The sequence below is a fragment of the Brevibacillus ruminantium genome, assembly GCF_023746555.1.
GTDB lineage: Bacteria > Bacillota > Bacilli > Brevibacillales > Brevibacillaceae > Brevibacillus > Brevibacillus ruminantium.
The window spans coordinates 2,963,225-2,986,415 of record NZ_CP098755.1; the positions used below are offsets into that span (position 1 = coordinate 2,963,225).

22 protein-coding genes are annotated in these 23,191 nt (G+C 52.4%); 1 reads left to right on the forward strand and 21 read right to left on the reverse strand.

The features are described from left to right. Nucleotides 1-17: 17 nt before the first annotated feature. The 18 genes from NDK47_RS14605 to NDK47_RS14690 all read right to left on the reverse strand — a co-directional run bounded on the left by NDK47_RS14605 (nucleotide 18) and on the right by NDK47_RS14690 (nucleotide 17,432). Entirely contained in the window at nucleotides 18-977 is a 960-nt protein-coding gene (locus NDK47_RS14605) for a P1 family peptidase (RefSeq protein ID WP_251870491.1), read from the reverse strand. Further along, nucleotides 978-1,535 (reverse strand): ECF transporter S component, encoded by a 558-nt coding sequence (locus NDK47_RS14610; protein ID WP_251870492.1) that lies wholly within the window; start codon nucleotides 1,533-1,535, stop codon nucleotides 978-980. A gap of 61 nt (nucleotides 1,536-1,596) precedes the next feature. Further along, nucleotides 1,597-2,433, reverse strand: a complete 837-nt coding sequence (locus NDK47_RS14615; protein WP_251870493.1) for an energy-coupling factor transporter transmembrane component T family protein — start codon at nucleotides 2,431-2,433, stop codon at nucleotides 1,597-1,599. 15 nt (nucleotides 2,434-2,448) lie between these two features. Then, nucleotides 2,449-3,309, reverse strand: a complete 861-nt coding sequence (locus NDK47_RS14620) for an energy-coupling factor transporter ATPase (protein WP_251870494.1) — start codon at nucleotides 3,307-3,309, stop codon at nucleotides 2,449-2,451. Then, a complete protein-coding gene (locus NDK47_RS14625) occupies nucleotides 3,306-4,175 on the reverse strand; it encodes an energy-coupling factor transporter ATPase (RefSeq protein WP_251870495.1) in 870 nt (289 codons plus the stop codon). Before NDK47_RS14625 ends, NDK47_RS14620 begins: the two co-directional genes overlap by 4 nt. A gap of 20 nt (nucleotides 4,176-4,195) precedes the next feature. After that, a complete protein-coding gene (locus NDK47_RS14630; RefSeq protein WP_251870496.1) occupies nucleotides 4,196-4,954 on the reverse strand; it encodes an SDR family NAD(P)-dependent oxidoreductase in 759 nt (252 codons plus the stop codon). Nucleotides 4,955-4,967: 13 nt separating this feature from the next. Next, nucleotides 4,968-6,413, reverse strand: coding sequence for an aldehyde dehydrogenase family protein (locus NDK47_RS14635; RefSeq protein ID WP_407653301.1), 1,446 nt, complete (start codon nucleotides 6,411-6,413; stop codon nucleotides 4,968-4,970). A 3-nt stretch (nucleotides 6,414-6,416) separates the two neighbouring features. Beyond that, entirely contained in the window at nucleotides 6,417-7,493 is a 1,077-nt protein-coding gene (locus NDK47_RS14640) for a tartrate dehydrogenase (protein ID WP_251870497.1), read from the reverse strand. Between the two features lie 159 nt (nucleotides 7,494-7,652). Beyond that, a complete protein-coding gene (locus NDK47_RS14645; RefSeq protein WP_251870498.1) occupies nucleotides 7,653-8,966 on the reverse strand; it encodes a sigma-54 interaction domain-containing protein in 1,314 nt (437 codons plus the stop codon). Further along, the gene (locus NDK47_RS14650; protein ID WP_251870499.1) at nucleotides 8,963-9,214 is read right to left on the reverse strand and encodes a hypothetical protein; all 252 of its coding nucleotides are present in this window, start codon (nucleotides 9,212-9,214) and stop codon (nucleotides 8,963-8,965) included. Before NDK47_RS14650 ends, NDK47_RS14645 begins: the two co-directional genes overlap by 4 nt. A 101-nt stretch (nucleotides 9,215-9,315) precedes the next feature. After that, a complete protein-coding gene (gene msrA / locus NDK47_RS14655) occupies nucleotides 9,316-10,263 on the reverse strand; it encodes a peptide-methionine (S)-S-oxide reductase MsrA (protein WP_251870500.1) in 948 nt (315 codons plus the stop codon). Between the two features lie 124 nt (nucleotides 10,264-10,387). Continuing rightward, nucleotides 10,388-11,059, reverse strand: a complete 672-nt coding sequence (locus tag NDK47_RS14660; RefSeq protein ID WP_251870501.1) for a GNAT family N-acetyltransferase — start codon at nucleotides 11,057-11,059, stop codon at nucleotides 10,388-10,390. 29 nt (nucleotides 11,060-11,088) lie between these two features. Then, complete coding sequence (locus NDK47_RS14665; RefSeq protein WP_251870502.1) at nucleotides 11,089-11,781, reverse strand: GNAT family N-acetyltransferase; 693 nt, start codon at nucleotides 11,779-11,781, stop codon at nucleotides 11,089-11,091. Between the two features lie 17 nt (nucleotides 11,782-11,798). Beyond that, nucleotides 11,799-12,656 (reverse strand): carbon-nitrogen hydrolase family protein, encoded by an 858-nt coding sequence (locus tag NDK47_RS14670; RefSeq protein WP_251870503.1) that lies wholly within the window; start codon nucleotides 12,654-12,656, stop codon nucleotides 11,799-11,801. Nucleotides 12,657-12,830: 174 nt separating this feature from the next. Then, nucleotides 12,831-14,087: a M20 family metallo-hydrolase gene (locus NDK47_RS14675; protein WP_251870504.1), complete on the reverse strand. Its 1,257-nt coding sequence runs from the start codon at nucleotides 14,085-14,087 to the stop codon at nucleotides 12,831-12,833. Between the two features lie 19 nt (nucleotides 14,088-14,106). Beyond that, entirely contained in the window at nucleotides 14,107-15,720 is a 1,614-nt protein-coding gene (locus tag NDK47_RS14680; RefSeq protein WP_251870505.1) for an amidohydrolase, read from the reverse strand. Between the two features lie 18 nt (nucleotides 15,721-15,738). Further along, nucleotides 15,739-17,235, reverse strand: coding sequence for a sodium:solute symporter family protein (locus tag NDK47_RS14685; RefSeq protein ID WP_251870506.1), 1,497 nt, complete (start codon nucleotides 17,233-17,235; stop codon nucleotides 15,739-15,741). Then, a complete protein-coding gene (locus tag NDK47_RS14690; RefSeq protein ID WP_251870507.1) occupies nucleotides 17,232-17,432 on the reverse strand; it encodes a DUF3311 domain-containing protein in 201 nt (66 codons plus the stop codon). Before NDK47_RS14690 ends, NDK47_RS14685 begins: the two co-directional genes overlap by 4 nt. A 161-nt stretch (nucleotides 17,433-17,593) precedes the next feature. Here NDK47_RS14690 and NDK47_RS14695 point away from each other — a divergent pair, with 161 nt between their 5' ends. Then, complete coding sequence (locus NDK47_RS14695; protein ID WP_251870508.1) at nucleotides 17,594-19,222, forward strand: PucR family transcriptional regulator; 1,629 nt, start codon at nucleotides 17,594-17,596, stop codon at nucleotides 19,220-19,222. 76 nt (nucleotides 19,223-19,298) lie between these two features. On the opposite strand, the gene NDK47_RS14700 is transcribed toward NDK47_RS14695, so the two are convergent. The 3 genes from NDK47_RS14700 to cysW form a co-directional block, all read right to left on the reverse strand. Continuing rightward, nucleotides 19,299-20,912 carry an ABC-F family ATP-binding cassette domain-containing protein gene (locus NDK47_RS14700; protein ID WP_251870509.1) on the reverse strand — a complete coding sequence of 538 codons (1,614 nt, stop codon included), beginning with the start codon at nucleotides 20,910-20,912 and terminating at the stop codon, nucleotides 19,299-19,301. A gap of 376 nt (nucleotides 20,913-21,288) precedes the next feature. Continuing rightward, nucleotides 21,289-22,365, reverse strand: a complete 1,077-nt coding sequence (locus NDK47_RS14705) for a sulfate/molybdate ABC transporter ATP-binding protein (protein WP_251870510.1) — start codon at nucleotides 22,363-22,365, stop codon at nucleotides 21,289-21,291. Next, nucleotides 22,362-23,162 carry a sulfate ABC transporter permease subunit CysW gene (cysW, locus tag NDK47_RS14710; protein WP_407653444.1) on the reverse strand — a complete coding sequence of 267 codons (801 nt, stop codon included), beginning with the start codon at nucleotides 23,160-23,162 and terminating at the stop codon, nucleotides 22,362-22,364. Before cysW ends, NDK47_RS14705 begins: the two co-directional genes overlap by 4 nt. Between the last annotated feature and the right edge of the window lie 29 nt (nucleotides 23,163-23,191).

The window sequence follows — 23,191 nt, forward strand, 5'->3', positions numbered from 1 at the left end:
TAACGCTCCTCTCCGCTTTATTTGCTTATGCTCTCATGTGCGGGAAGACCTCCTGCCGGTTTGGCTGCACGGACAGCACGAACAACGGCCTCGGCCAAAACCTCAGCTGAGAGAGTGCCGATCAAATCGACGGAGGCTGCTACCTGACCTGTTCCCAGCGCAAAAAGGGTATCGCCGTCAAACATCGTGTGAATCGGCCAAATCGTCTGCGCCAATCCGTTATGGGCCATCTGGGCAATTTTCTTCGCTTCCGCCTTGGTTATAACTGCATTGCTGGCAACGACCCCAATCGTGGTATTGGTTCCCGGCGGGGTCAGACTGAAAGCATGCTTTTGCATCAGCTCAATACTGTCTACAATCGCACCGGCCTCGTTGCGCGGTCCCGCGAGAATTTCTCCAGTCTCGGGATCTTTTACATGTCCGACGGCATTTACCGCAACGACCGCGCCAATGACTAAGCCATTTGGCAGTTTGCGCGAGGAAGAGCCGATCCCGCTTTTCATCGCTTGCGAAAAACCATTCAGCTTTCCTACAGAGGCCCCTGTCCCGGCACCGACGTTGCCTTCAGGAACTTGCTCGCTGCTAGCCTGCGAAGCCGCCCTGTAGCCCATTTCCCGCGAAGGGCGAACACGGGGATTGCCAACGGATAGATCAAATAGAACGGCTGCCGGGACAATCGGCACGATTCCGAAACCAACATCGAGTCCCATGCCCTTTTCCTCCAGATACTCCATCACTCCGCTGGCGGCATCCAGACCATAAGCACTGCCGCCCGACAAACATATAGCATGAACGCTGTCCACCATGTTGACGGGATCGAGCAAATCCGTTTCGCGGGTGCCCGGAGCTGAGCCCCGGACATCCACACCGCAAACGGCAGGCTTCTCCAGCACGATCACCGTGCAACCTGTCAAAGCATCCGTATCTTCTGCATGGCCGACTAAAAGGCCAGGTACATCTGTAATCGTGCCGGACATTTACAAACCTCCAGAAATCTTTGATTTTTGCTTGCCTGATGAACCGATTTTTTTCCAGGCAACGACAACCGCCAGTGTGACGATGACGGATACGATCGCTTCCGGTATCCCGCTCATGACCGCAACCGATGCCGCTACTCCGGCTGGCATATACCCCCGCACCACCGCCATGAAGAGAACCAGGATCGTATTCGTCATCGAACCGATAAAACCGGCAACTCCAATGGCCGTGTACTCATTGAACCGGCGCAAGCCGACGTAGGTAAAATAGGCCGTAATCCCGATAAACAGACGGGGAAGGATTGCGACCAGCGGATCTTTGAAGAGGGGGACGGTTGCATTTAAAAATGATGAGACACCAAAAATAAGGCCAATGATCAAACCTACGCCCCAGCCCTCCATAATCCCGCCGATAACTGCCGGGATATGCATGATCGTTGCATTGCCTGCCGCTGTCGGGACCGGGATAAAGCCGAGCCGCGTCACTCCCAGCAAAATAGCGATGGCTCCAAGCACACCTGCAATGACGATCTTGCGTACGGTCAACCCTTTTTCCATGCTTCTTCCTCCTTTATTTGCTTGTATTGGAATCCCCGGTGAGGGAAAATTCCCAGGCAAACTACCACGGTATGACCAGCATGACAGCGGAGAGCACGATACTGACCCCGATCGCCATAAAGTCTTTTGCGGCCGCCCGATAGTTCGTATAGCGAGTGCGTGCGGCACCTGGCGTATAGCATCTGGCTTCCATGGCGAGAATGAGGTCTTCGGCCCGTGACAAAGCGACGTTAAAGAGCGGAACAATAATAGGGAACATATCCTTGGTGCGTTTGACGATCCTCCACCATTGCCCCGTGCCAAATTCAGCACCCCGGGAAGCCTGGGCTTTCATCATCTTCTCCATCTCCATGGCAAAGGTGGGCACAAAACGAATCGCGATGGTAATGATTAAAGCAAAGGCATGTACAGGAAATTTTACTTTTTCCAAAGGTCCCAAAAGCCGCTCCATTCCGTGCGTCAGCTCAGTTGTAGAGGTGCTCAGCGTCAGCACACTGGAGAGGAAGATGACCTCGACAAATCTCATGGCAGAAACGACGACCAGTCTGATCACTTCACTGGAAATCGTCACGAAACCGTATTGAAAATAGATTGTGCCGCCGTTGGCAATCTCCCCGTAAAAAAGCAATTGCATAATCGCCAAAATAATAATAAATGGCACGGCCGGCTTTACGCCCGATATCCCGTAGTGGAGCGGGATGCGGGACAGGTTAAACATCAAAAGGCAAACCAGAAGCGCGAACAGATTGCCCAGGTAGGTATTGCAAATGGCGATGGCGAGAATCATGATGACAAAGGCAGCGAGCTTATAACGGGGGTCCAGCCGATGAATAACGGACCCGGTAGGCAGATACTGGCCAATTGTAATATTTCTCGTCAATTCGAATTCTGCTGACATGTCTGCTCCCTCCTTTCATCGCCCAATCAGTTTGACGATCTCATCTGCTGCCTCTTCCACGGCGTATGCACCAGGATTGACGAGGTAGCCCTCTTGTCTCAGCCGATACAAAATATCGACGCTCTGGGGGGTTCCGATATGATGGGCGCGCAGTAATTCTTGATTGCCAAAGATGGAACGGGGTGTGCCTTCGCAGACAGCTTTTCCTTGTCCCATCACGTAGACGCGATCAGCCAGATGGGCGACCTCCTCCATGTTGTGGGAGACGAAAATAACCGTCAGCCCCTCCTGCGTGTTCAGACGTTTGATCCGCTCCAGCAGTTCATTGCGAGAGCGAGGATCAAGGCCGGCTGTCGGCTCATCCAGAACGAGAACCTTCGGCTGCAGCGACAAGACCCCAGCTAATGCCACCTTCCGTTTTTGGCCGCCGCTCAGGGCAAAGGTCGGCCGGTCTTTCATCTCCTGAAACGAGAGCCCGACCAATTCCATCGCCCACTCAACACGTCGCCGCACTTCCTCCAGAGGCAGTTTCATCTTGAAAGGGCCGTAGGCAACATCATCGCCAACCAGTTTTTCAAAGATCTGATCCTCGGGATTTTGAAAGACAAGCCCTACCTCTCGGCGCAGGGCTTTTACGTCCAGCTTGGGGTCTGAGACATTCTTTCCGTTTACGATTACCGTGCCTGATTGCGGCCGGATCAGGCCGTTGAAATGCTGGATCAGGGTAGATTTTCCGGAGCCGGTGTGGCCGATGATGGCGATACACTCGCCTTCTTCAATTTGGATACTGACCTCATCCAAAGCTCGATGCTCCAGTGGCGTTCCTTTCATATAGACATGCGACAGATTCTCCGTAATCAAGATCGGTTGTTTCATGTCCCGCTCGCCTCCGCTCTTCTGAGGTGCAATCGTTTCACTTCGTCAATAATCTCCTGATTATGGATAATTGCTGAAGAAAACGCTGGGTTCTTCGCATGCACGAGGCCGGCAATTCTGCTCGCATCCGGAACATCCAGATGAAGCTCATGCAAGCGCTCCTGCTGGGCAAAAATCTCACGAGGCGTCCCTTCCATGACGATTTGCCCTCCCTCCATAACCAAAACACGGTCAGCCTCCGCTACCTCTGACATGTGATGAGTCACGGTCACAATCGTCATGCCTTCCTGATGGAGCTTGCGGACGACGGAAAGAATTTCTTGTCTTCCATAGCTGTCCAGCATGCTTGTCGCTTCGTCCAGGACCAGGCATTGCGGCTTCATCGCCAAGATTCCTGCGATCGCTACACGCTGCTTCTGCCCCCCTGACAGGTGATGCGGCGGTCTGTGCCGAAATTCGCTCATCCCCACTGCTTCCAGAGCAAAGTTCACCCGCTCATTCATCTCTGCGGCTGGCACCCCGAGGTTTTCCAGGCCAAATGCCACATCATCCTCAACGATGGTTGCCACAATTTGATTGTCCGGGTGCTGAAAGACCATCCCGACCTGACTGCGTATTTCGTAGATACGTGCTTTTTCCCTCGTGTTGATCCCATTTACCCAGACATCGCCCTGCTGTGGAGTCAAAATCCCGTTCAGATGCTTGGAAAGTGTTGATTTTCCTGAACCATTGTGTCCGATGATAGCTAGATACTCTCCAGAATAAACCTCTAACGAGACGTCATGCAAAACTGGGATGACCTGTTCCTGGTTCATCTGATAGGAAAATGCGACCTGCTCCACGCGTATGATTGCTTCTTTCGCCATGCCGTCCCCTCCTTGATCCGTCAGATTCCGCGCCCGCCATCCACATTGACAATCTCGCCCGTCACGATTTTGGCCTGATCGCTGCACAAATAAAGTGCTGCCTCTGCTATGTCCTCGGGCTGGATCAGCGATCCCAACGGCACGCTGCTCAGAAAGATTTCCTTGGTATCCCGCTGGATTTGCTCTTCATCCCCGTGCAAAAATTTGCTGAGCATCGGTGTATCTGCAGGACCGGGGTTGATGCCGTTGACGCGAATCCGGTATGGAGCCAGTTCGATTGCCAGTGCTTTGGTCAGCATGATCGCCGCTCCTTTCGAGGCGCAGTAGGCGTTAAGCCCGGGTCGCGCCCTCACCCCTGCGATGGAGCAAATATTGAGAATCGCCCCGCTGTTTTTTTGTTTCATAAACGGTACCGTGTATTTGGCGGTGAGAAAAATCGACGTGCAATTCACCTCCATCGTGCGCTGCCATTGCTCGATCGACACTTCTTCAACTGGCGTAAATGCCATCGGCACGCCGGCACTGTTGACAACGATATCCACCCCGCCAAAATGCTTTACAGTTTGATTGACAGCCCGCTCCACTTCTTCTTCTGCAGCCACATTGGCTTGAATGGGCAATACAGCCGTGCCGCATTCCTTTGCGGTCCACTCGGCCGCCTCTTGGTTCAAATCGACGATGGCTACTTGTGCTCCCTCTTTGTTAAACAGCTTGCTGATTGCCTTTCCCATTCCTGAGCCGCCGCCGGTGACCAATGCTGTTTTTCCTTTCAGCAACATCCGTTTTCCTCCTTTACGGCTTCAGATTCATGACGACCATCCGCAGATCGGTCATCTCTTCGATCGCATAATGCGGACCCTCTTTGCCCAGTCCGCTATTTTTAATGCCTCCGTACGGCATGACATCATTTCGGTACGTGGACACATCATTGATAATCACACCGCCGTACTCCAGAGTTTTGGCTGCTCGCATGGCCAGATTGAGGTCATTGGTAAAAATGCCTGCCTGCAGGCCGTAGGCAGAATCATTTGCTGCAGCAAACGCTTCTTCAATCGAATGGTACGGAATGATCGTAACGACGGGAGCAAAGACCTCCAGACAATTTACTTTCATCTCCGGTGTCGTTGCGGTCAGCACAGTGGGATGCAGCACCGCTCCCTCCCGCTTCCCTCCATGCAGCAGCTCTGCTCCTTGCCCCACAGCTTCCTGGACCCACTGTTCAGCGCGAATGGCTTCGGCTTCACTGATCATCGGTCCAACGTCTGTATCGGGGTGTTCCGGGTCCCCCACCTGCAAAGCACGCACTTCCTCGAGGTATATATCTGTAAAGCGATCCAGAACCGACTCTGCTACGAAGATACGCTGCACGGCGATGCAAGCCTGACCCGCATTGTGAAAGCTGCGCTGTGCAATCAACTTGGCAGCCAGCGCAAGGTCAGCATCCTCATGCACGATATTGGGGGAATTGTTTCCCAGCTCCAAAGCGACGGGACGAAGTCCGCTCCGCTGCTTGATATACGTCCCTACCTCCGCTGAGCCGGTAAAGGTGTACATAGCGATCCGGGGATCATCGAGCATCCAGTCCCCCACCTGACTGCCTGAGCCGGTCACGATATTAACATGGCCTTTGGGCAGACCAGCCTGCTCCAGGATTTCCACCAGCAAAAACGACGCAATCGGGGTGGTGGTCGCTGGTTTCAGGACAATGGTATTGCCTGCTGCAAGGGCTGGCCCCACTTTATGTGTGCTGAGCAGCAAGGGGTAATTAAACGGAGTGATCGCCCCAATCACGCCCTTGGGCACCCGAATGGCAAATCCGAGCCTGTTCTCCGAGCCGGGTGTCGCGGCAAGCGGTACCATTTCTCCCGAGATCCGCTTCGCCTCCTCCGCTGAAATTCGCAGGGTATTGATCACCCGATCCAACTCTCCGCGAGCATCCTTGCGGGTTTTTCCAACCTCGCGGACAAGCGACAGCTCCAGTTCTGCTCGCCGCTCCGCTGCGATCTGGCTGGCTCTGAGCAGGATATCGCTTCGCTCGGACGGAGTGAGCGTGCTGGTACGAAACGTCTGCAAAGCGTGTGTGACAGCATCCTCCACATGCTGCCTGCTTGCTTTGGCGATGGTGGCAATGACGTTCCCCGTGTACTTGTGCGTAACCGGAATGGTTTCTTCGGTTTCGATCCATTCTCCGTTGATATACAGGCGATAGTGCTGAAGGTGTATGCTTGCGCTTTCCATCTGTCATCCTCCTCTTCTGTACATCTGCTCGCGGATGGCTTCGCCCATCTCCCGCGTCGTGGCCCTGCCCCCAATATCAGGGGTTCGAATCTTCCCCTCTACAAGCACGCCTTCAATACTTTCCAGAATCAGCTTGCCAAGCTCCCTTTCTCCCAGATGATCCAGCATCATGCTGATGCTCCAGATTGTCGCGATCGGATTGGCGATGCCTTTTCCCGCAATATCAGGCGCGGAGCCATGTATGGGTTCAAACATGGACGGATACGTTTTATCCGGATTGATATTGCCTGAAGGTGCCAAGCCCAAGCCGCCGACGGCAGCAGCACCCAGGTCGGTCAGGATATCACCGAACAGATTGCTCGCTACGACGACATCAAAATTTTCCGGGCGGCTGATGAAGAAGGCAGCCAGCGCGTCGATATGGGTGAGCTGCGTCTGGATCTCCAGGTATTCCTGACTGATCTCATTGACGATTTCATCCCAAAAGGGCATCGAATGGTTGATTCCGTTTGATTTAGTGGCTGCTGTCAGTCTCCTCTTTCCGGTCGCCATCGCAAGCTCATAGGAAAACCGGACGATGCGTTCGATCCCAAAGCGGGTGAATACATTGTTTTGAACGGCGAGCTCGTAGGGAGTCCCTGCATGCAATCTTCCTCCCATGTTGGAATACTCACCCTCCGTATTTTCACGGACGACCACGAAATCCAGGTCGGCATGCCCCTTGTAGCGAAGCGGACTTTCCAAACCTCGCAGGAGTTTGATCGGACGAAGATTGACGTACTGGTGAAAGCTTCTGCGGATCGGCAAAATCAGCTCCCACACGGAAATGTGATCGGGAACATCGGGCGCACCGATCGCCCCAAGCAATATGACATCAAACGGTTGGAGCTTCTCCAGTCCATCCACGGGCATCATACGGCCGTGTTCCTGGTAGTACCTGCAATTCCAGGGGAGGATTTCGGTCTGAAAAGAGATGCCGCCGTGAATCTCGCAGATTGTTTCCAGCAGAGACAACCCTTCATCCATCACTTCAGGTCCGATGCCATCTCCCGGAATCACCGCAGCAGAGAAATGTTTCATCCAAGCGACTCCTTTGCAATGTAGTTTTATACAGGTAAACCTCATGCAAAAGGTATGCCAGATGATATGTTTGAAATATTCAGTCATCTACTTGTGGTCAGGCGGATTCTTGTCGTTGCATCTGTTGCACGTAGCGTTGCAAACGCAACAAAGCTTTGCCTACGTCTGTTTATCTCCGTACTTTTTCATTTTTCGCCACAGCGTTGTTCGATCGATCCCCAAACGCTTCGCCGCCTCGGCTCGATTCCCTCGCGTCTGCTGCAACACCTGCACAATCAACTCCGCTTCGTCTAACATTGCCGGAGAGGAAAGGTTCGTATTTCGAAGATTCTGCAATTTCTTTTCAAAAAAAGCCGCATCACTCCGCTCAAGTCGGGAAGTCTTGCTGAGTAAAATCATTCGTTCCACTACATTGCGCAATTCACGTACATTGCCCGGCCAATCATACTGCGTGAACAACTCCATCACAGATTCGCAAACGTGCTCGATCGTCCGGTCACCCCGTTCGGCGATTTCATGAGCAATCGACCAGATTAATGCCGGGATGTCCTCCAGCCTGCTGCGAAGCGGGGGCAACTCTAGTGTTAGAACATTGAGCCGGTAGTAGAGGTCGGAACGAAAAGAATTTTCACGGATCAACTGCTCCAAATCGCGGTTGGTTGCAGCGAGAATCCTTACATCCACCGGTACGATGCGCTCGCCTCCGATCCGTCTGACCTTTTTCTCCTGTAATACACGCAGCAGTAAGGCTTGGATCGGCAGAGACAATTCCCCGATTTCATCCAGAAAAAGCGTGCCTCCGTGAGCCAGTTCAAACAGACCGGCCTTTCCTCCTTTTCGTGCGCCCGTAAACGCTCCTTCCTCATAGCCAAACAGTTCGCTTTCCAGAAGATTCCCCGGCAGTGCTGCGCAGTTTACCGCAATAAACGGACCTGCGGAGCGTGGACTGCAGTGATGCATGCCTTGAGCAAACAGCTCTTTTCCTGTTCCCGTCTCACCCAGGATAAGAACCGTGGCATCCGTTCGTCCAAAAGTATCAGCTAATTCCTTCACTTCTCGGATCGCACTCGATTCGCCAACGATATCCTCCAGCCTGTACTTTGCCTCCAGTCCGCTTTCCATGCTTTGCTTGCGAATCCTCATCTCCATTTTTTGGATATCGGTAATTTCCTTGAAGGTGCTGACGGCACCAACCGTCTGTCCGTCGATTACAATCGGCAATCGGTTGATGATGATTTGGCGATTGAGCACGGTTGCAATGTCGCCGATCTCCCGCTTCCCTGTGGCCAGGATACGCAGCATATCGGATTGGGGAATGTAGCGGGTAATCTTCTCGCCGACAATATCTGCCGGCAACCCAAGAATTTCCAGAGCATTCTTGTTCACCCAGATCACAGTGGAGCCCTGATCAACGGCAATGATTCCATCGTGGGATGCATCGAAAATCGCTTGAATCAGAGGGTTGTTTTTCACCTGGCCGAGTCCCCTCCCTCTGCTCGCTCCAGCAGTTGATTCACTTCTGCTGCCGGTTTTCGTGTTCGCGACGCTCGTTTCCGCTTTCTTTTTTTCTTCCGCAGCAGCGTGATAGCTGTCAGCATGAGCATCAGCGTAGCCAACTGCAACGGCTGTGTCAGTGAAGACACCACCCATCCGCTCATCGTCAGCAGGTGAAAAATAACCGCCAAGCAGAGAATGCTGAACGTCCACATTTGAGTTTTCACGGCTTTCTCCCCTTTACCGGACCGACTAGACAGCCCGCCCCTGACAGGGGCAACTCCCGTGAACGTGATCGCTCACAGGAGTGTCTCATACATGGGCCAACCTACCTGAACAAATGAAGATACTCTCCGTACCCTTCCGCTTCCAACTCTTCTTTCGGGATGAAGCGAAGAGCAGCCGAGTTGATACAGTAGCGCAAGCCGCTCGGGCCAGGACCGTCGTTAAAGACATGGCCCAGATGTGAATCTGCGTATTTGCTTCTCACTTCGGTCCGGATCATCCCATGGCTCGTATCCAGCACCTCATTCATGTGATGCTTGTGCAAAGGCTTGGTAAAGCTGGGCCAGCCACAACCGGCATCGTATTTGTCCTGCGAGCTGAAAAGAGGCTCCCCCGAAACGATATCCACGTAAATGCCCTCCCGGTTATTGGCGTTATACTCACCCGTAAAGGGACGTTCCGTTGCATTATTTTGGGTAACCTCATACTGGATAGGAGATAAACTCTTTCTCAACTCTTCCGGATCTTTCCTGACACGCCATGCCTCTTCTGTAAATTGCTTGCGGCCCGAGCCTTCGTAATAGCGATTGTAGTGGAACGGATTCTTCTTGTAATACGCTTGATGTCCTTCTTCCGCCGGATAAAACGGCTTGGCCGGCAGGATTTCGGTGACGATCGGCTCTTGGAATCGGCCGCTCTCTTCCAGCTCCTGTTTGGATTTCTCCGCCAGCCTTCTCTGTTCCTCTGTGTGATAGTAAATCGCTGTCTTATAATGTTCTCCGCGATCGTGAAACTGGCCTCCTGCATCTGTCGGATCAATGTTCATCCAGAACAGGCTCAGCAACTTCTCATAGGGAAAAATTTGCGGGTCAAAGGTAATTTGTACAGCTTCACGATGGCCCGTCTCATCACTGCAAACCTCTTCATAGGTAGGGTTTTCCGTAACACCACCGGTATAACCGGATACGACCTGGTGAATGCCGGGCAGATCGTCAAAAGGCTTCACCATGCACCAGAAGCATCCACCTGCGAACGTTGCTTTTTCCAGCATATTCTTTCTCTCCACCCCTCTATTCTTCTATTCCAATCGTCCCTGTCCACCTTACGAAAAGGAAGGCGGGGCTATTGCCCTGTTTCATGTAAACAGATCAATAGCCCGGATTTGGTCTCTTGCGTTAAATCGGAAGAAGAGCCAGCTTGTCTCGGTTGGACAATCCGTCGACCATCTCTACCCAAGCCTGTGGCTTTTGCGGGAGTACGGCGTAATAGCGGGTCAAAAAGGTTTTGACCAGCGCCGCTTCCAGCTCATCCTGCTGTTCGTTCGACGGCATAAAGCAAAGGTCGAGTCCTGACACCGCTTCGCCATCGTTTTGCCAGGACGGATGAACGTACGGAAAATCGATGCGTTTATAGCCCAGATGCGAAAGGACCTCCCGGCGTACGAATGGGTCCATCGGCTTGATCCCGCCAAAGGCATGCTCCTCCACGCGATACGGATCGTAAATTTCTGCAAACATGCCGTAGAGTTCTTTTCCGTTCTGGGCAGCCAAGCTAAGCAAGTCTTTTTGACGCTCGCGCGCGAGAAAACGCCCGATCCCCAGACCCTCCTGACCAATAATCGTAAAGTCTGTCATCGCTACATTCATGTCAGGATAATAGCGATATTCTGTAGTCCCTACGACTTTTCCTTCGTGAACGGCTACGAACACGCGGATACCCGGGTCTTCCAAAGGCTCTTTCCAGAGGTCGAAATCGAGTACTTCTTCCGGCGGAAAAACCTCTTGCATCAATTGGTGCATCTGTTTGAACAAAGGATCGTTGATATTTTGAATGCGAATGTATTGCATGGATGTTTCCTCCCCAATTCTTTCTCTTTTTAGTTTGTTTCTGTTTCTCTGCCCGAATGGGAGCGAAACGGATTTTTCCACTCCATCAGTGCGGCATAATTGCAGGACTCCTCGTCCTCCAGATAGCCCGGCACCACTTTCACCGGTGTGCGACCACAGCGCATCAGGAAGCTGATCACCGGGTCCTTCAGTTCACCGGTCACTACCTTTTCCAGGTATGCTTCCGCCGACATTTCCTTTGCATACTGTCCGTAGCCTGGCATTCTTCCGCCTCCGAGCAGACGCTCCCACCCGTTGTGAACCACCAGCTCATACATCGCTTGCATCATGCTGGCGCCCAGTCGCCATTTGCGATATGAAGGCCGGATGCAAATATCCACGACATACAGGGTGTTGCCTGCTGGATCATGGTTGCGGATGTAGCCCGAGTCCGTTACTTCCTCCCATTTGTGATCGGGGTGATCAGGGTCAAACTGAACCAGAAGACTTGTCATCGATCCTGCGAGAACACCTTCTACCTCTATGCAAATCGCTCCCTCAGGGAACAGGGTCACGTGATTGGTCAGTTGTTCCTCGTTCCACCACAGCTCCGAGGGAAAGGGTGGTGGAAAGCTCTCCTGCTGGATGCGAATCAGTTCCGCAAAATCCTCTCGCGTGTAGTTGCGAATTACTGCTTTTGCAGTCTTGTCTTGATGAAAGACAAATAATTCTTTCCGATACACGAATGCACCCCCTGTCATTATTTCCAATCGGGATACAAATCGATTCTGCGGTCGCGCCAGGTCGTGACCGAACCTTTTTCCCTGACTTCATAGAGCAGTTGCAGGTCCAGGTCGGCTGTGACCAGCATATCGTTGTTCATTTCGCCTTCGACCAGGACACCGCGTGGCGGGAAAGGAATATCGTTGGGCGTCAAAACCGCAGCCTGACCGGTGTTGGCACGCATAAAATCGACCGTCGGCAGCGATCCGACCGTTCCCGTCAGCACGACATACACCTGGTTCTCGATGGTGCGCGCGTGGCTGGTATAACGCACCCGGTGAAAGGCGTGACGATCATCTGTGCAGGACGGACAGAAGATGACATCTGCCCCGCGTGCCTTTGCCATCCGCACCAGCTCGGGAAACTCGATGTCATAGCAAATGATCAACGCTATTTTTCCTTTCTCGGTTTCAAAGATTTGCAGGTCGTCCCCAGCACCCATATTCCAGCCTTTGATTTCCCACGGGGTAATATGGATCTTCCGCTGCTGGGCAACACGTCCGTCCGGATAGAATAAAAATGCGGTATTATACAAGCGGCCCTGATCTTCGATAATATGTGTCCCGCCGATGATGTGCATCTGATGACGCTGAGCCAATGTCGTAAAGAGATTGAGGTAGGACTCCGTAAAGGAAGGAAGATCGTTGATCGTCAGCGGATTGCCCTGTTCATCCCCAATGGACATGAGCTGCGTCGTGAACAGCTCCGGAAAGAGCAAAAACTCTGTCTCGTATTCTTCCGCCAGTTTGACGTAATGCTCTACCTGACGGGCGAATTCATCAAAACTATGGATCGTGTGCAGATGATACTGCACAGCGGATACGCGCATTTTCATAGGGGAAACCTCCTGAGAAAACGATTCACTGGTTGAATCAGATGTACAGTAAATCATAGCAAATTATTGGGGGAAAGTCTTGTATCATTCACACCTTAGGTGCAAGCATCAGCAACAGCGAACGGCCTCACCCTGATGGGAAAGGCCGTTTTTGCAGTACCTGGGAAAACGGGGTCATTTGGTGCCCATTCGCAAAAGCGTACGATAGAGAAGTTCCGTGCCCAGTGCAATATCTTCATATGTGGAAAACTCCTGTGGGTTGTGGCTGATTCCATCCTTGCAGCGAACAAAAATCATCCCGTAATCGCACACATAGGAAAGTGCTAGCGCATCATGGAAGGGGCCGCTCATCAACTCGGGAGGATTTAATCCCAGCGCGCCGCTCTCTTCCCTCATGATCGCTTTGATCCAATCGGCGCAATATCGCGGCTCGCTATTGGTATCTTCGGTAATCGTATATGAAAGCCCGTTTTCCTGGGCAGCCTGCTCGATCACTGTGCGAAGCGCCCGCTCTCTTTCATTGCGGCGCTCCAGGTCGATATCACGCAAATCAATCGAAAAGCGAACCCTCTCCGGAATGATGTTGCGTGAATCTGGAAATACCTGCAGATGGCCAACCGTCCCTACCGTAGGGGCCTGCGGATCGGCTTTCGCCAGTTCATTGAGGGCGGTAATCACCTTGGCTGCACCGACGAGCGCATCTTTTCTCATCGGCATAGGTACAGAACCAGCGTGGCCGGCAAATCCGATGAATTCGACTGTCCACCAGAGCGGCCCCGAGATACCGCTGACGATTCCAATCGGTTCCTCCCTTTGGTCCAGAACAGGCCCCTGCTCGATATGAAGCTCCAGAAACGCTCCGATTGCTCCCTCCGAGTAGACGGACTCGTGCAAACGCTCTGGATCACAGCCGAAGTCCAGCAATGCCTGTCTGCGGGTGATGCCGTTTTTGTCCGTCCGCTCAAGCTCCCCTTCCTCCAGTTGATTCAAAATGCCACGAGAACCGAACAAGCCTTTCTGAAAGCGGCTTCCTTCCTCATCACAAAAGGCGATCACCTCGATCGGCTGCTTGGGACGCCCCCCTTTTTCCTGCAAGGTTTGAACAGCCTCGAGCGCTCCGAGAACACCGATCACCCCATCAAAGCGTCCTCCATATGGCTGGGAATCAATATGCGAACCCAGCATGAGCACGGGTGCGCTAGAATTCTCTGCTTCCAGCCGTCCGATCAAATTGCCGAATTGGTCGATACGAGCCGACAGACCGGCTTCCTCCATCCAGCCTTTTACCAATTCCACACCTGCGCGATCCTCGGGACTCAAGGCCAAACGGCAGACGCCGGTTTCTCCGATCTTTCCAATTTGCGCGAGGGCCTCGATTCTTTCTTTTAATCGCTCCTGATTGATGTGGAGCGGTCTTGTCTGGACATCCATCACATACGACCTCCCTTTCCTACATCTTCACTTGCTGGCTGGTAAAAAGGATTTCTCCGTCAATCATCGTCAGCTCCACCTGCATCTCTTTGATCTCTTCTACTGGCGTATCGAGGATGCGTCCATTGAGCACAACCAGGTCCGCGAGCTTTCCGACTTCGATACTGCCTTTCTGCTCCTCTTCAAAGCTGGCATACGCACCATGCAGGGTGAACATGCGAATCGCATGCAAAACGCTGACGCCTTGCCGAGTCCCCACAATGGCCCCGCTTTTTGTTGTTCGATTGACAGCCGCGTGGATGCCGAGCAGAGGAGAATACGCAGTCACAGGACAATCCGATGCGCCAGCCGCCAGGACACCCGCGCGAACGAAATCGCCCACTGGATACATATGCTCGGCCCGCTCACCCAGATGATGCAGATAGCTGTCCCCAAATTCGTACAGGAAAGCGGGATTGGGAGTGGGAATCACGCCCAGCTTTGCGATCCGCTCGACCAGATCAGGCGCCGAAACGCCTGCATGCTCGATCCGGTGGCGATGATTGTCTCGGGGATGCTTTTTCAGGGCTTCTTCAAAACAGTCAAGCAGCATCTCAATGGCCTGATCACCCTGGGCATGTGCCGTTAGCTGAAACCCTTTTTCATGCGCCTCTCCCAAAATTCTATTCAACTCGTCCGGGGAAAAGTAGAGAATCCCGCGATCCCCCGGCTTGCTTGTATACGGTTCTCGCATCGCCATCGTGGCGGCTGCGCTGGCTCCGTCTACAAATACCTTGGCAGGCCCGATCCGAAATCTCTCATCGCCGAGGCCCGTGACAATCCCGGCATCCAGCATGGTGCGGACGAAGCTCTCCGATTCGTTCAGGGCCCCGATCATGGCATAGATACGCACCTTCACATCGCCTGACTGGACGGCCTTCTGCATGGCCCGCAAATTCGCCGGACCGTATCCCCCCGCATCATGCACACTCGTAATCCCGGAGGCGATAAAATCTTTGGCAGCCAGCCGAAGGCCCTCCAGGTACTCGTCCTCCGTGAATGCTGCCGCCTCAAACATCTGCATATGTGCGGTTTCAATGAGCAGACCAGTCAGATTGCCCTGTTCATCTCGCTGCAGTCTGCCGCCGCGAGGATCGGGGGTGCTTTCATCGAACCCCGCACGCTGCAGCGCTTGACGGTTGACGATCGAATGATGGGCACAAGTCCGCATGACAAAGACGGGATGTTCACCAGATACCTGCTCCAGCTCCTGAAGTGTCGGAAAGCGTTTTTCGCGCATGTTGTCCTCGTGAAACCCGTTGGCCCGCACCCACTCACCTGCTGGAGTTCGTGCCGCTTGCTCCTTCAGCGCAGCAAGCAGCGATTCGATGGAATCGATTCCGCGCGCCTTGCAATCCACGCCCATTTTGTTGGTCCCGTAGATGGTGATGTGCAGATGAGCGTCATTGAATCCGGGCAGCAAGCTTTTCCCCTTCAGGTCATACACCTGTGTACTTGCCCTGATCCACTGCTTTACTTCTTCATTTCTGCCTGTTGCCACAATGCGATTGCCGCGTATGGCCACTGCCTCTACGATCTGGTCTTGCGGATCGACGGTAATCACCTGTCCATTCAAAAAAACAACATCAGCCATGCTGCATCCTCCTTTGCGTCATGAGACGGGTTGGTGTGCTTCTTCACTGGGCATGCTCTCTTCTTTACCGGCAAACAATTGCTGGGTGATCAGATGAACGGCAAACATCATCACCACATTGATAAACAAAGCGATGATGCCGACGTTCAAATCTTTGATGACGGCTGGCAGCGATGGAAAAAGCGTGCCAACACTCACTTGGGCGATCGTGACATAGGCGACTGTCAGAACACCGCTGGCGATACCTGCAAAGGCGCCATATTTGTTTACCAGCGGCCGGGCGGGAACGGAGAATAACAGCGCCGGAAACAGCTGGGTAACCAGGCTGTACCCCATTAACAGCAGGGTGACGAGGGTATCTCCTCCGTTTAATGTATAGTAGAGAGAAATCAGCGACAGTACCGGTACCAGCCCCTTCGCGATTCGCGGCAGCTGCTTGTCCGTCGCAGACGGAATCAACACCTGAATGACGTTTTTGGACAGCAAGGTGGCCGCCGTCATCAACAGCATGGACCCTGGCACCAGCGCAGTGAGTAAACCCGCAGCACCGATCAGCCCGACTATCCACGGATCAAAGGTTTGGATAGAAAGCCGGAGCAGCGACAAATCCCCGTCCGCCCCTTTCAGTCCGGGTACCTGCAGGATCGCGGTGAACCCGACGAAAAAAACGAACAGCAGCATCAGGGTGTAGAGAGGCAGAATTACCGTATTTTTCTTGAATACCGATGCGCTTTTCGCAGAAAACACCGAGCCAAAGGTATGCGGCCACATATAAAATCCCATCACGGTCAGTAGTACGGTGGAAATAAACCAGGAAATGCTCATCCCCTCTTTGGGAAAGGTCAGGAAATCGGGATTGGCTGCGTGAACAGCTTCGAACATCGGCTGAATCCCTCCGTAGTAATGGAAGGGCAAGTAAAGTCCGAGAAACAAGACCACGAAGAAAATCATGATGTCTTTGATCACGGCCGTCCAGGCAGATCCATGAATCCCTGAAATCATGACATAGGCGGTGACAGCAATTACCCCGATCCAGACCGCAGCAGCCGGCGAGATACTGCCGTAGGATGCTTCCGAAACAATAATCCCCAGGCCCTTAAACTGAAGCACCAGATAGGGGATGATCGCCAAAACCCCGACGGCGGAAACCAGAATCCCGAGCACAGGGCTTTTGTATTTGCTGACAAAAAAATCGGACTGTGAGACCAGCTTATGTCGTTTGGCGTAGCGCCAGATCGGCGGGAGCAGCCAATAAGAGAGAGCATACGCCAGTGAAATGTAGGCGAGGACGTAATAAGAAGGAGCCCCTTTGGAATAGGCCCAACCGCTCCCTCCCAAGAAGGTAAAGGTCGTGTAGATTTCGCCGGCCACCAGCAGAAAGATAAAGATGGTGCCAAAGCCGCGGCCACCGACGGTCCATTGCTCCATGTTCATGTCTTTTCCTTTTTGGGCACGAATGCCGAAAAAGAGCGAAGATAAGAGGAATACAAAAATGATCACCAGTGCAATGTTCATCCCCTCTCCTCCTCTCGATTGGCCGGGTCAAGCCTATTGACAACAGCCATGATGCCAGAGGTGATAATTACCCATAGGACAATCCAGAAGAGGACAAAAGGCATGCCCAACACATACGGCTCTACCCGGTTTACAAATGGCACACCTCCGAGCATTCCGATAAACGGCACAAACCCCAACCAGTCCTTCGCTTTCATTCACTTCCCTCCAATCATCGTACTTTGTCCCTCTTGTCGGCTGACCCGTGGGACATGTATGGTACTATTATCGAAAGATTCAATCTTTTCCTTTGTCACCATTTCCAGAAATTAATCAGAATCTTTGTTCCATTTACCAAAACCAGATGGGAGGGCTTTCATTGATCACCGTACGCGAACTTATGACTGTGACAGGCTGGGGTACCGATGCTGTTCTGGCGGGAGAAGCCTTTTTAGACAAAGAGCTGATCGCGGTCACTTCGTTCGATTCGCCAGACGGTCACAGATGGCTTCACGAGGGGGAATTCGTGCTGACAACCGGCTATCCGTTTGTCTGTGATAAGGAAACCTCAGAAGAGAGACTGATTCAGCTGATTGAAGAGCTGTGCGAGATTGGTACTCCCGGATTTGCCATTAAGCTGGGAAGGTACATCGACGAGCTCCCATTTAGTGTCATCCACTACGCGAATCAAAAGCAGATGCCGATTCTCTCTTTCCCGATGGACAAAGCCTGGTCTGACATCATCATCCCGATTGCCCATTACATCAACGCCAAGCAGCGGGAAGAGCTGGACCGAACGCACGCCATCTATGAATCGTTTCACCGTCATCTAACCAGTGGGGGCAGCGTGGAAAAGCTGGCCGCGCTCCTGCATGAGGTACTGCAAACACCAGTCAGCATTTTCTCCAGCACACTGAAATGGAACCTGCACATCCCTATGCCCTTTGAGCCTCCTCTCCCTTTTGAAGATTTATGGGCAAGCCGCTCGTCGGCTCCAGGAGATCATGGGCTGATTCGCTATCATCAAAAACATGCGGTACGCTGGCTTACACATCATCACAACAGAGAAGGAGCGATTGTCTTATGGGAGATGGCCCGGAAGCTTCACTCTTGGGAAAAGGTCGCACTGGAACAAGCAGCTGCTCTGCTCACCCTGGAGATTGAGCGTCACTATACCGTTCTGGCTGCCTACCAGCGGTTTCGCAATGATTTTCTGCATCTACTGGTCACAGAGAAAAATGCAGAACCTGAGCTTCTCATCCGCAAAGCAGATGAAGTCGGCTGGAAGCTGGGAGAGCATTATGTAGCTGCTGTTATGAAGCATCGGGCTGAATCAGAGAGTGACTTATTGGCCTGGCGTGCGTATGAATCCTTATTGAACGTTTTGCGCACCCACTGGGAAAAAGCGGAACACCCGATTTTGTGCGGTCTGGACCGGGAAAACAGAATCGTGCTACTTTTCCCCGTTCAGACGCATGCACCGTCTTCAGCTACAAAGCAGCTTTCCAGCCTTCCCACGCTTATGGAAAAGGCGAGGACGCAGCCCATGTGCATCGGCATCGGCCGCTTTCATCCCGGCTTGTCCGGGGTGGCTACAAGCTATCGGGAAGCCGTGATCAGTTGTCGTGCAGCCAGACAAGCTGACCCGTGTGGAACAGTGACAACACCCTCTCCTCTTTTGTCCATTCGTCACTTCTCTGCTCTGGGTTTAGAGCGTGTTCTCTTCGCCGAACGTCCCGAAGAGGAGGCACGCTTGATCACCGAGGAGTGTTTGGGTGAACTTATTCGCTACGACCAGGAGAAAAGCGGTCAGCTCGTTGAGACGCTCCGGACTTTTCTGGCCTGTGATGGCAATCATGCGGATGCTGCAGCGAAGCTGTTTGTTCATAAAAATACCGTCAAGTACAGATTGCAGGTCATCAGCGATTTGACTGGATTGCAGCCGGAAAATGGACAAGCACAACTCTTGTTTCGCATTGCGCTGACGAGCCATGCCATTCGCGTATAGTTTGAACTGCTTCCTCACATAAAAAAATCCCCTGGTCCTTGTTTCAGACCAGAGGATTTTTTGTGTGCGACCGTTTTTATGCGTAGTGTTCCTCACGCAGCCGCTGTATTTCTTCGCTTTCCAGGTATTCATCATAGGTAATCATCTTGTCGATGATGCCTTTTGGTGTAATCTCGATAATCCGGTTGGCAATCGTCTGCACAAACTGATGGTCATGAGAGACAAATAACAGCGTTCCATCAAATTCGATCAAGCCGTTGTTCAATGCGGTGATCGATTCCAGGTCCAAGTGGTTTGTCGGCTCATCCATGATCAGGACATTGGCTTGTGCGAGCATCATTTTGGCAAGCATGCAACGCACTTTTTCGCCACCGGACAGAACGTTCGCTTTCTTCAGGGATTCATCCCCGGAGAAGAGCATCCGTCCCAAATAACTGCGAATAAAGGTCTCGTCCTGCTCTTTGGAGTATTGACGCAGCCAATCGACCAGAGAGAGATCTGTGCTGAAGTACTCGGAGTTGTCTTTCGGGAAATATGCTTGTGAGGTAGTGACTCCCCATTCGAAGCTGCCGCTGTCCGCTTCAATCTCTCCCATCAAGACGCGGAACAGGGTTGTTTTTGCCAGCTCATTCGGTCCGACAAACGCTACCTTATCCCCTTTGTTAATGGTCAGATTGAGGTTTTCAAACAGCTTTTCGCCCTCAAGCGTTTTACTCAAACCTTCGATCAGGAGCAAATTTTTGCCCGCTTCCCGCTCCGGTTTGAAATTGATGTACGGATAACGGCGGCTGGACGGGCGGATATCCTCGAGCGAAATTTTATCCAACAGTTTTTTCCGCGAGGTCGCCTGCTTGGACTTGGATGCATTCGCACTAAAGCGGGCGATAAACTCCTGCAGCTCTTTAATCTTCTCTTCTTTTTTCTTGTTTTGCTCCCGCGCCAGTTTCAGCGCCAGTTGGCTGGATTCGTACCAGAAATCATAGTTCCCGACGTACAGCTGGATTTTGCCAAAGTCGATATCGGCGATATGCGTACATACCTTGTTCAGGAAGTGACGGTCGTGAGATACGACGATGACCGTATTTTCATAATCTGCCAGGAAGTTTTCCAACCAGCGGATGGATTCAATGTCCAGGTGGTTGGTCGGCTCATCCAGAAGCAGGACGTGTGGGTTGCCGAACAGCGCTTGCGCCAGCAATACCCGTACCTTTTCATTACCGGACAGATCTTTCATCTGCTTGTCATGCATATCAACCGGAATTCCCAGCCCAATCAACAGCTCGGCAGCGTCGGCCTCTGCCATCCAGCCGTTGAGCTCTTCGAACTCCCCTTCAAGCTGGGAGGCTCTCATACCGTCTGCCTCGGAAAAGTCTTCCTTCATGTACAGGGCATTCTTTTCTTCCATGATTTCATAGAGACGCTTGTGGCCCATAATCACTGTTTTGAGAACTTCAAATTCATCGAATTCAAAGTGGTTTTGCTTCAATACAGCGATCCGCTCCCCAGGAGTAACCGATACCTGGCCGCTAGTGGGCTCGATTTCACCGGAGAGGATTTTCACAAAGGTCGACTTACCGGCGCCGTTCGCACCGATTAACCCATAACAGTTACCAGGCGTAAACTTAATGGTTACATCTTCAAACAATGCGCGTTTACCATAGCGCAAAGTCACATTCTGAGTACTTATCATCGCTATACCTGCCTTTACCAATCATTCAATCATTAATCATATCAGAAATCGGGAACTTTCGCAAAAATATCGCACTTTCCATGTGCACTTCTCCCTTTGTCTATCCACCTGATAGAAAGAATTGTGTACGGGAAAGCTATGGGTGGTCCCAACGAGCATACGGAAAAGGAGCAATCGACATGTCCAAGAAAAACGGTGTAAAAAATGAAATGGGCAACAAGGAAAATCCTTCGCAAACCAAAGCCTCCAATACGCTGAGCAAAGAGCAAACCCGTTCCAAACAGCGTGGAGAGTAAATGTCAAGCAAAAAGCCGGTCTGCATCTCGTGCGACCGGCTCCTTCTCAGCAAACGATGACCAATATTTACTTGCAGAACCTACCCCCGGATCAATTGGCCATTAATATAAAAAGCAACATGCTGCAGGGTCACGTACAACGTATCTGCGGGACGCGGCGCCAGCTCGGCAAAACGGTGGCGGCTCACCTCCGCTTCCAGTATTTCGCCTGTATCCTTACGCCTCAGCTCCAAGCGGATGACTGATCCCAAATCGTAGATGTAGCAAAGCTCAGATAAGACCGACCGCGGGTTTTTCGGCGAGCGGCTTACCTCTACATCATGAGGCCGGACATAACCAACCGCCGGCTGGTTGTTCGTTTCCGCCGCCCAGTCCACGTCAAACTCTGCTTCCCCCAGCTTTACCTTGCCATTGTCCACTCGTCCCCTGAAAAAGTTGACCCGGCCCAAAAAACTGTAGACAAACGGATTGGCCGGATTGCTGTATACCTCCTGGGGTGAGCCAACTTGTTCGACTCTTCCTTCGTTCATGACGACGACCCGATCCGCCAGCTCCAATGCTTCCTCCTGATCGTGGGTGACGAAGACAATCGTCAAACCCAGCTTCTCATGCAACCGGCGCAGCCAGCGACGAAGCTCTTGACGAACCTTTGCATCCAGTGCCCCAAAGGGTTCATCCAGCAAGAGAAATTTGGGTTCCACAGCTAATGCCCGTGCAAGCGCAACGCGTTGCCGCTGCCCCCCGGACAATTGGGAAGGGTAGCGATGGGCCAGCCCATCCAGCTGTACCAGCCTGAGAAGAGCGGATACCTTTTCTCTGATTTCCGCTTTGCCAAGCCTCACCTTGCGCGGACGGACTTTCAAGCCAAAGGCGATGTTTTCAAAAATATTCATATGCCGGAACAAAGCATAGTGCTGAAAGACAAAGCCCACGCCCCGCTCTCGAACATCACGATCCGTATTGTCTTCCCCGTTGAAAAAGACTTGCCCCTGATCGGCTCCCTCCAGCCCTGCGATCAGCCGCAACAGGGTTGTTTTTCCCGAGCCGGATGGTCCAAGCAAAGCGACCAGTTCCCCGGTAGGAATCTCCAGCTCCACATCCCGCAAAGCTTGAAAGGTTCCGTATGACTTGCTGATTCCTTTGATTTCGATACTCATGCGCGAGCCTCCCCGATGACTTCTGACACCGCTATGTCCTCTCGCTCCTGATGTTCGGATTTCCACTCAATCACACTTTTTAAGATCAACGTTACCAGCGCCAGCATCCCCAGCAAGGTAGCGACTGCAAACGCAGCAACGAATTGATATTCATTATATAAAATTTCCACATGCAACGGCAGTGTGTTTGTCATTCCGCGAATGTGACCCGAGACAACGGATACTGCTCCAAATTCCCCCATTGCTCTGGCATTGCACAGAATAACTCCGTACAACAGACCCCACTTGATATTGGGAAGTGTTATTTTCAAAAATGTTTGCCAGCCACTCGCACCAAGAGAAACAGCCGCTTCTTCCTCATCTTTTCCTTGCGCTTCCATAACCGGAATCAATTCTCTTGCCACAAAGGGAAACGTTACAAAGGTGGTTGCCAGAATAATCCCCGGTACCGCAAAAATGATCTTGATGTCATGAGCTTCCAGCCACGGTCCAAGTATTCCCTGACTGCCAAAGAGAAGAACAAAGATCAGTCCGGAAATAACGGGTGAGACGGCAAATGGAAGGTCGATCAGTGTCAACAGCACATTTTTTCCCCGGAATGAGAACTTCGCGATGGCCCAGGCTGCTGCCACGCCAAAGATGACATTGGCCGGCACGCTGATGACTGCCGTCAGCAAGGTCAGTCTGATCGCCGACAGTGTTTCTTCCTCCGTCACGGCACGGGCAAACAAGTCGACTCCCTCGCTGAAGGCGGCGGAAAAAACAGAAATCAACGGTACGATCAGGAACAGACCCATAAACAGCAGCGAGATACCAATCAATAGCC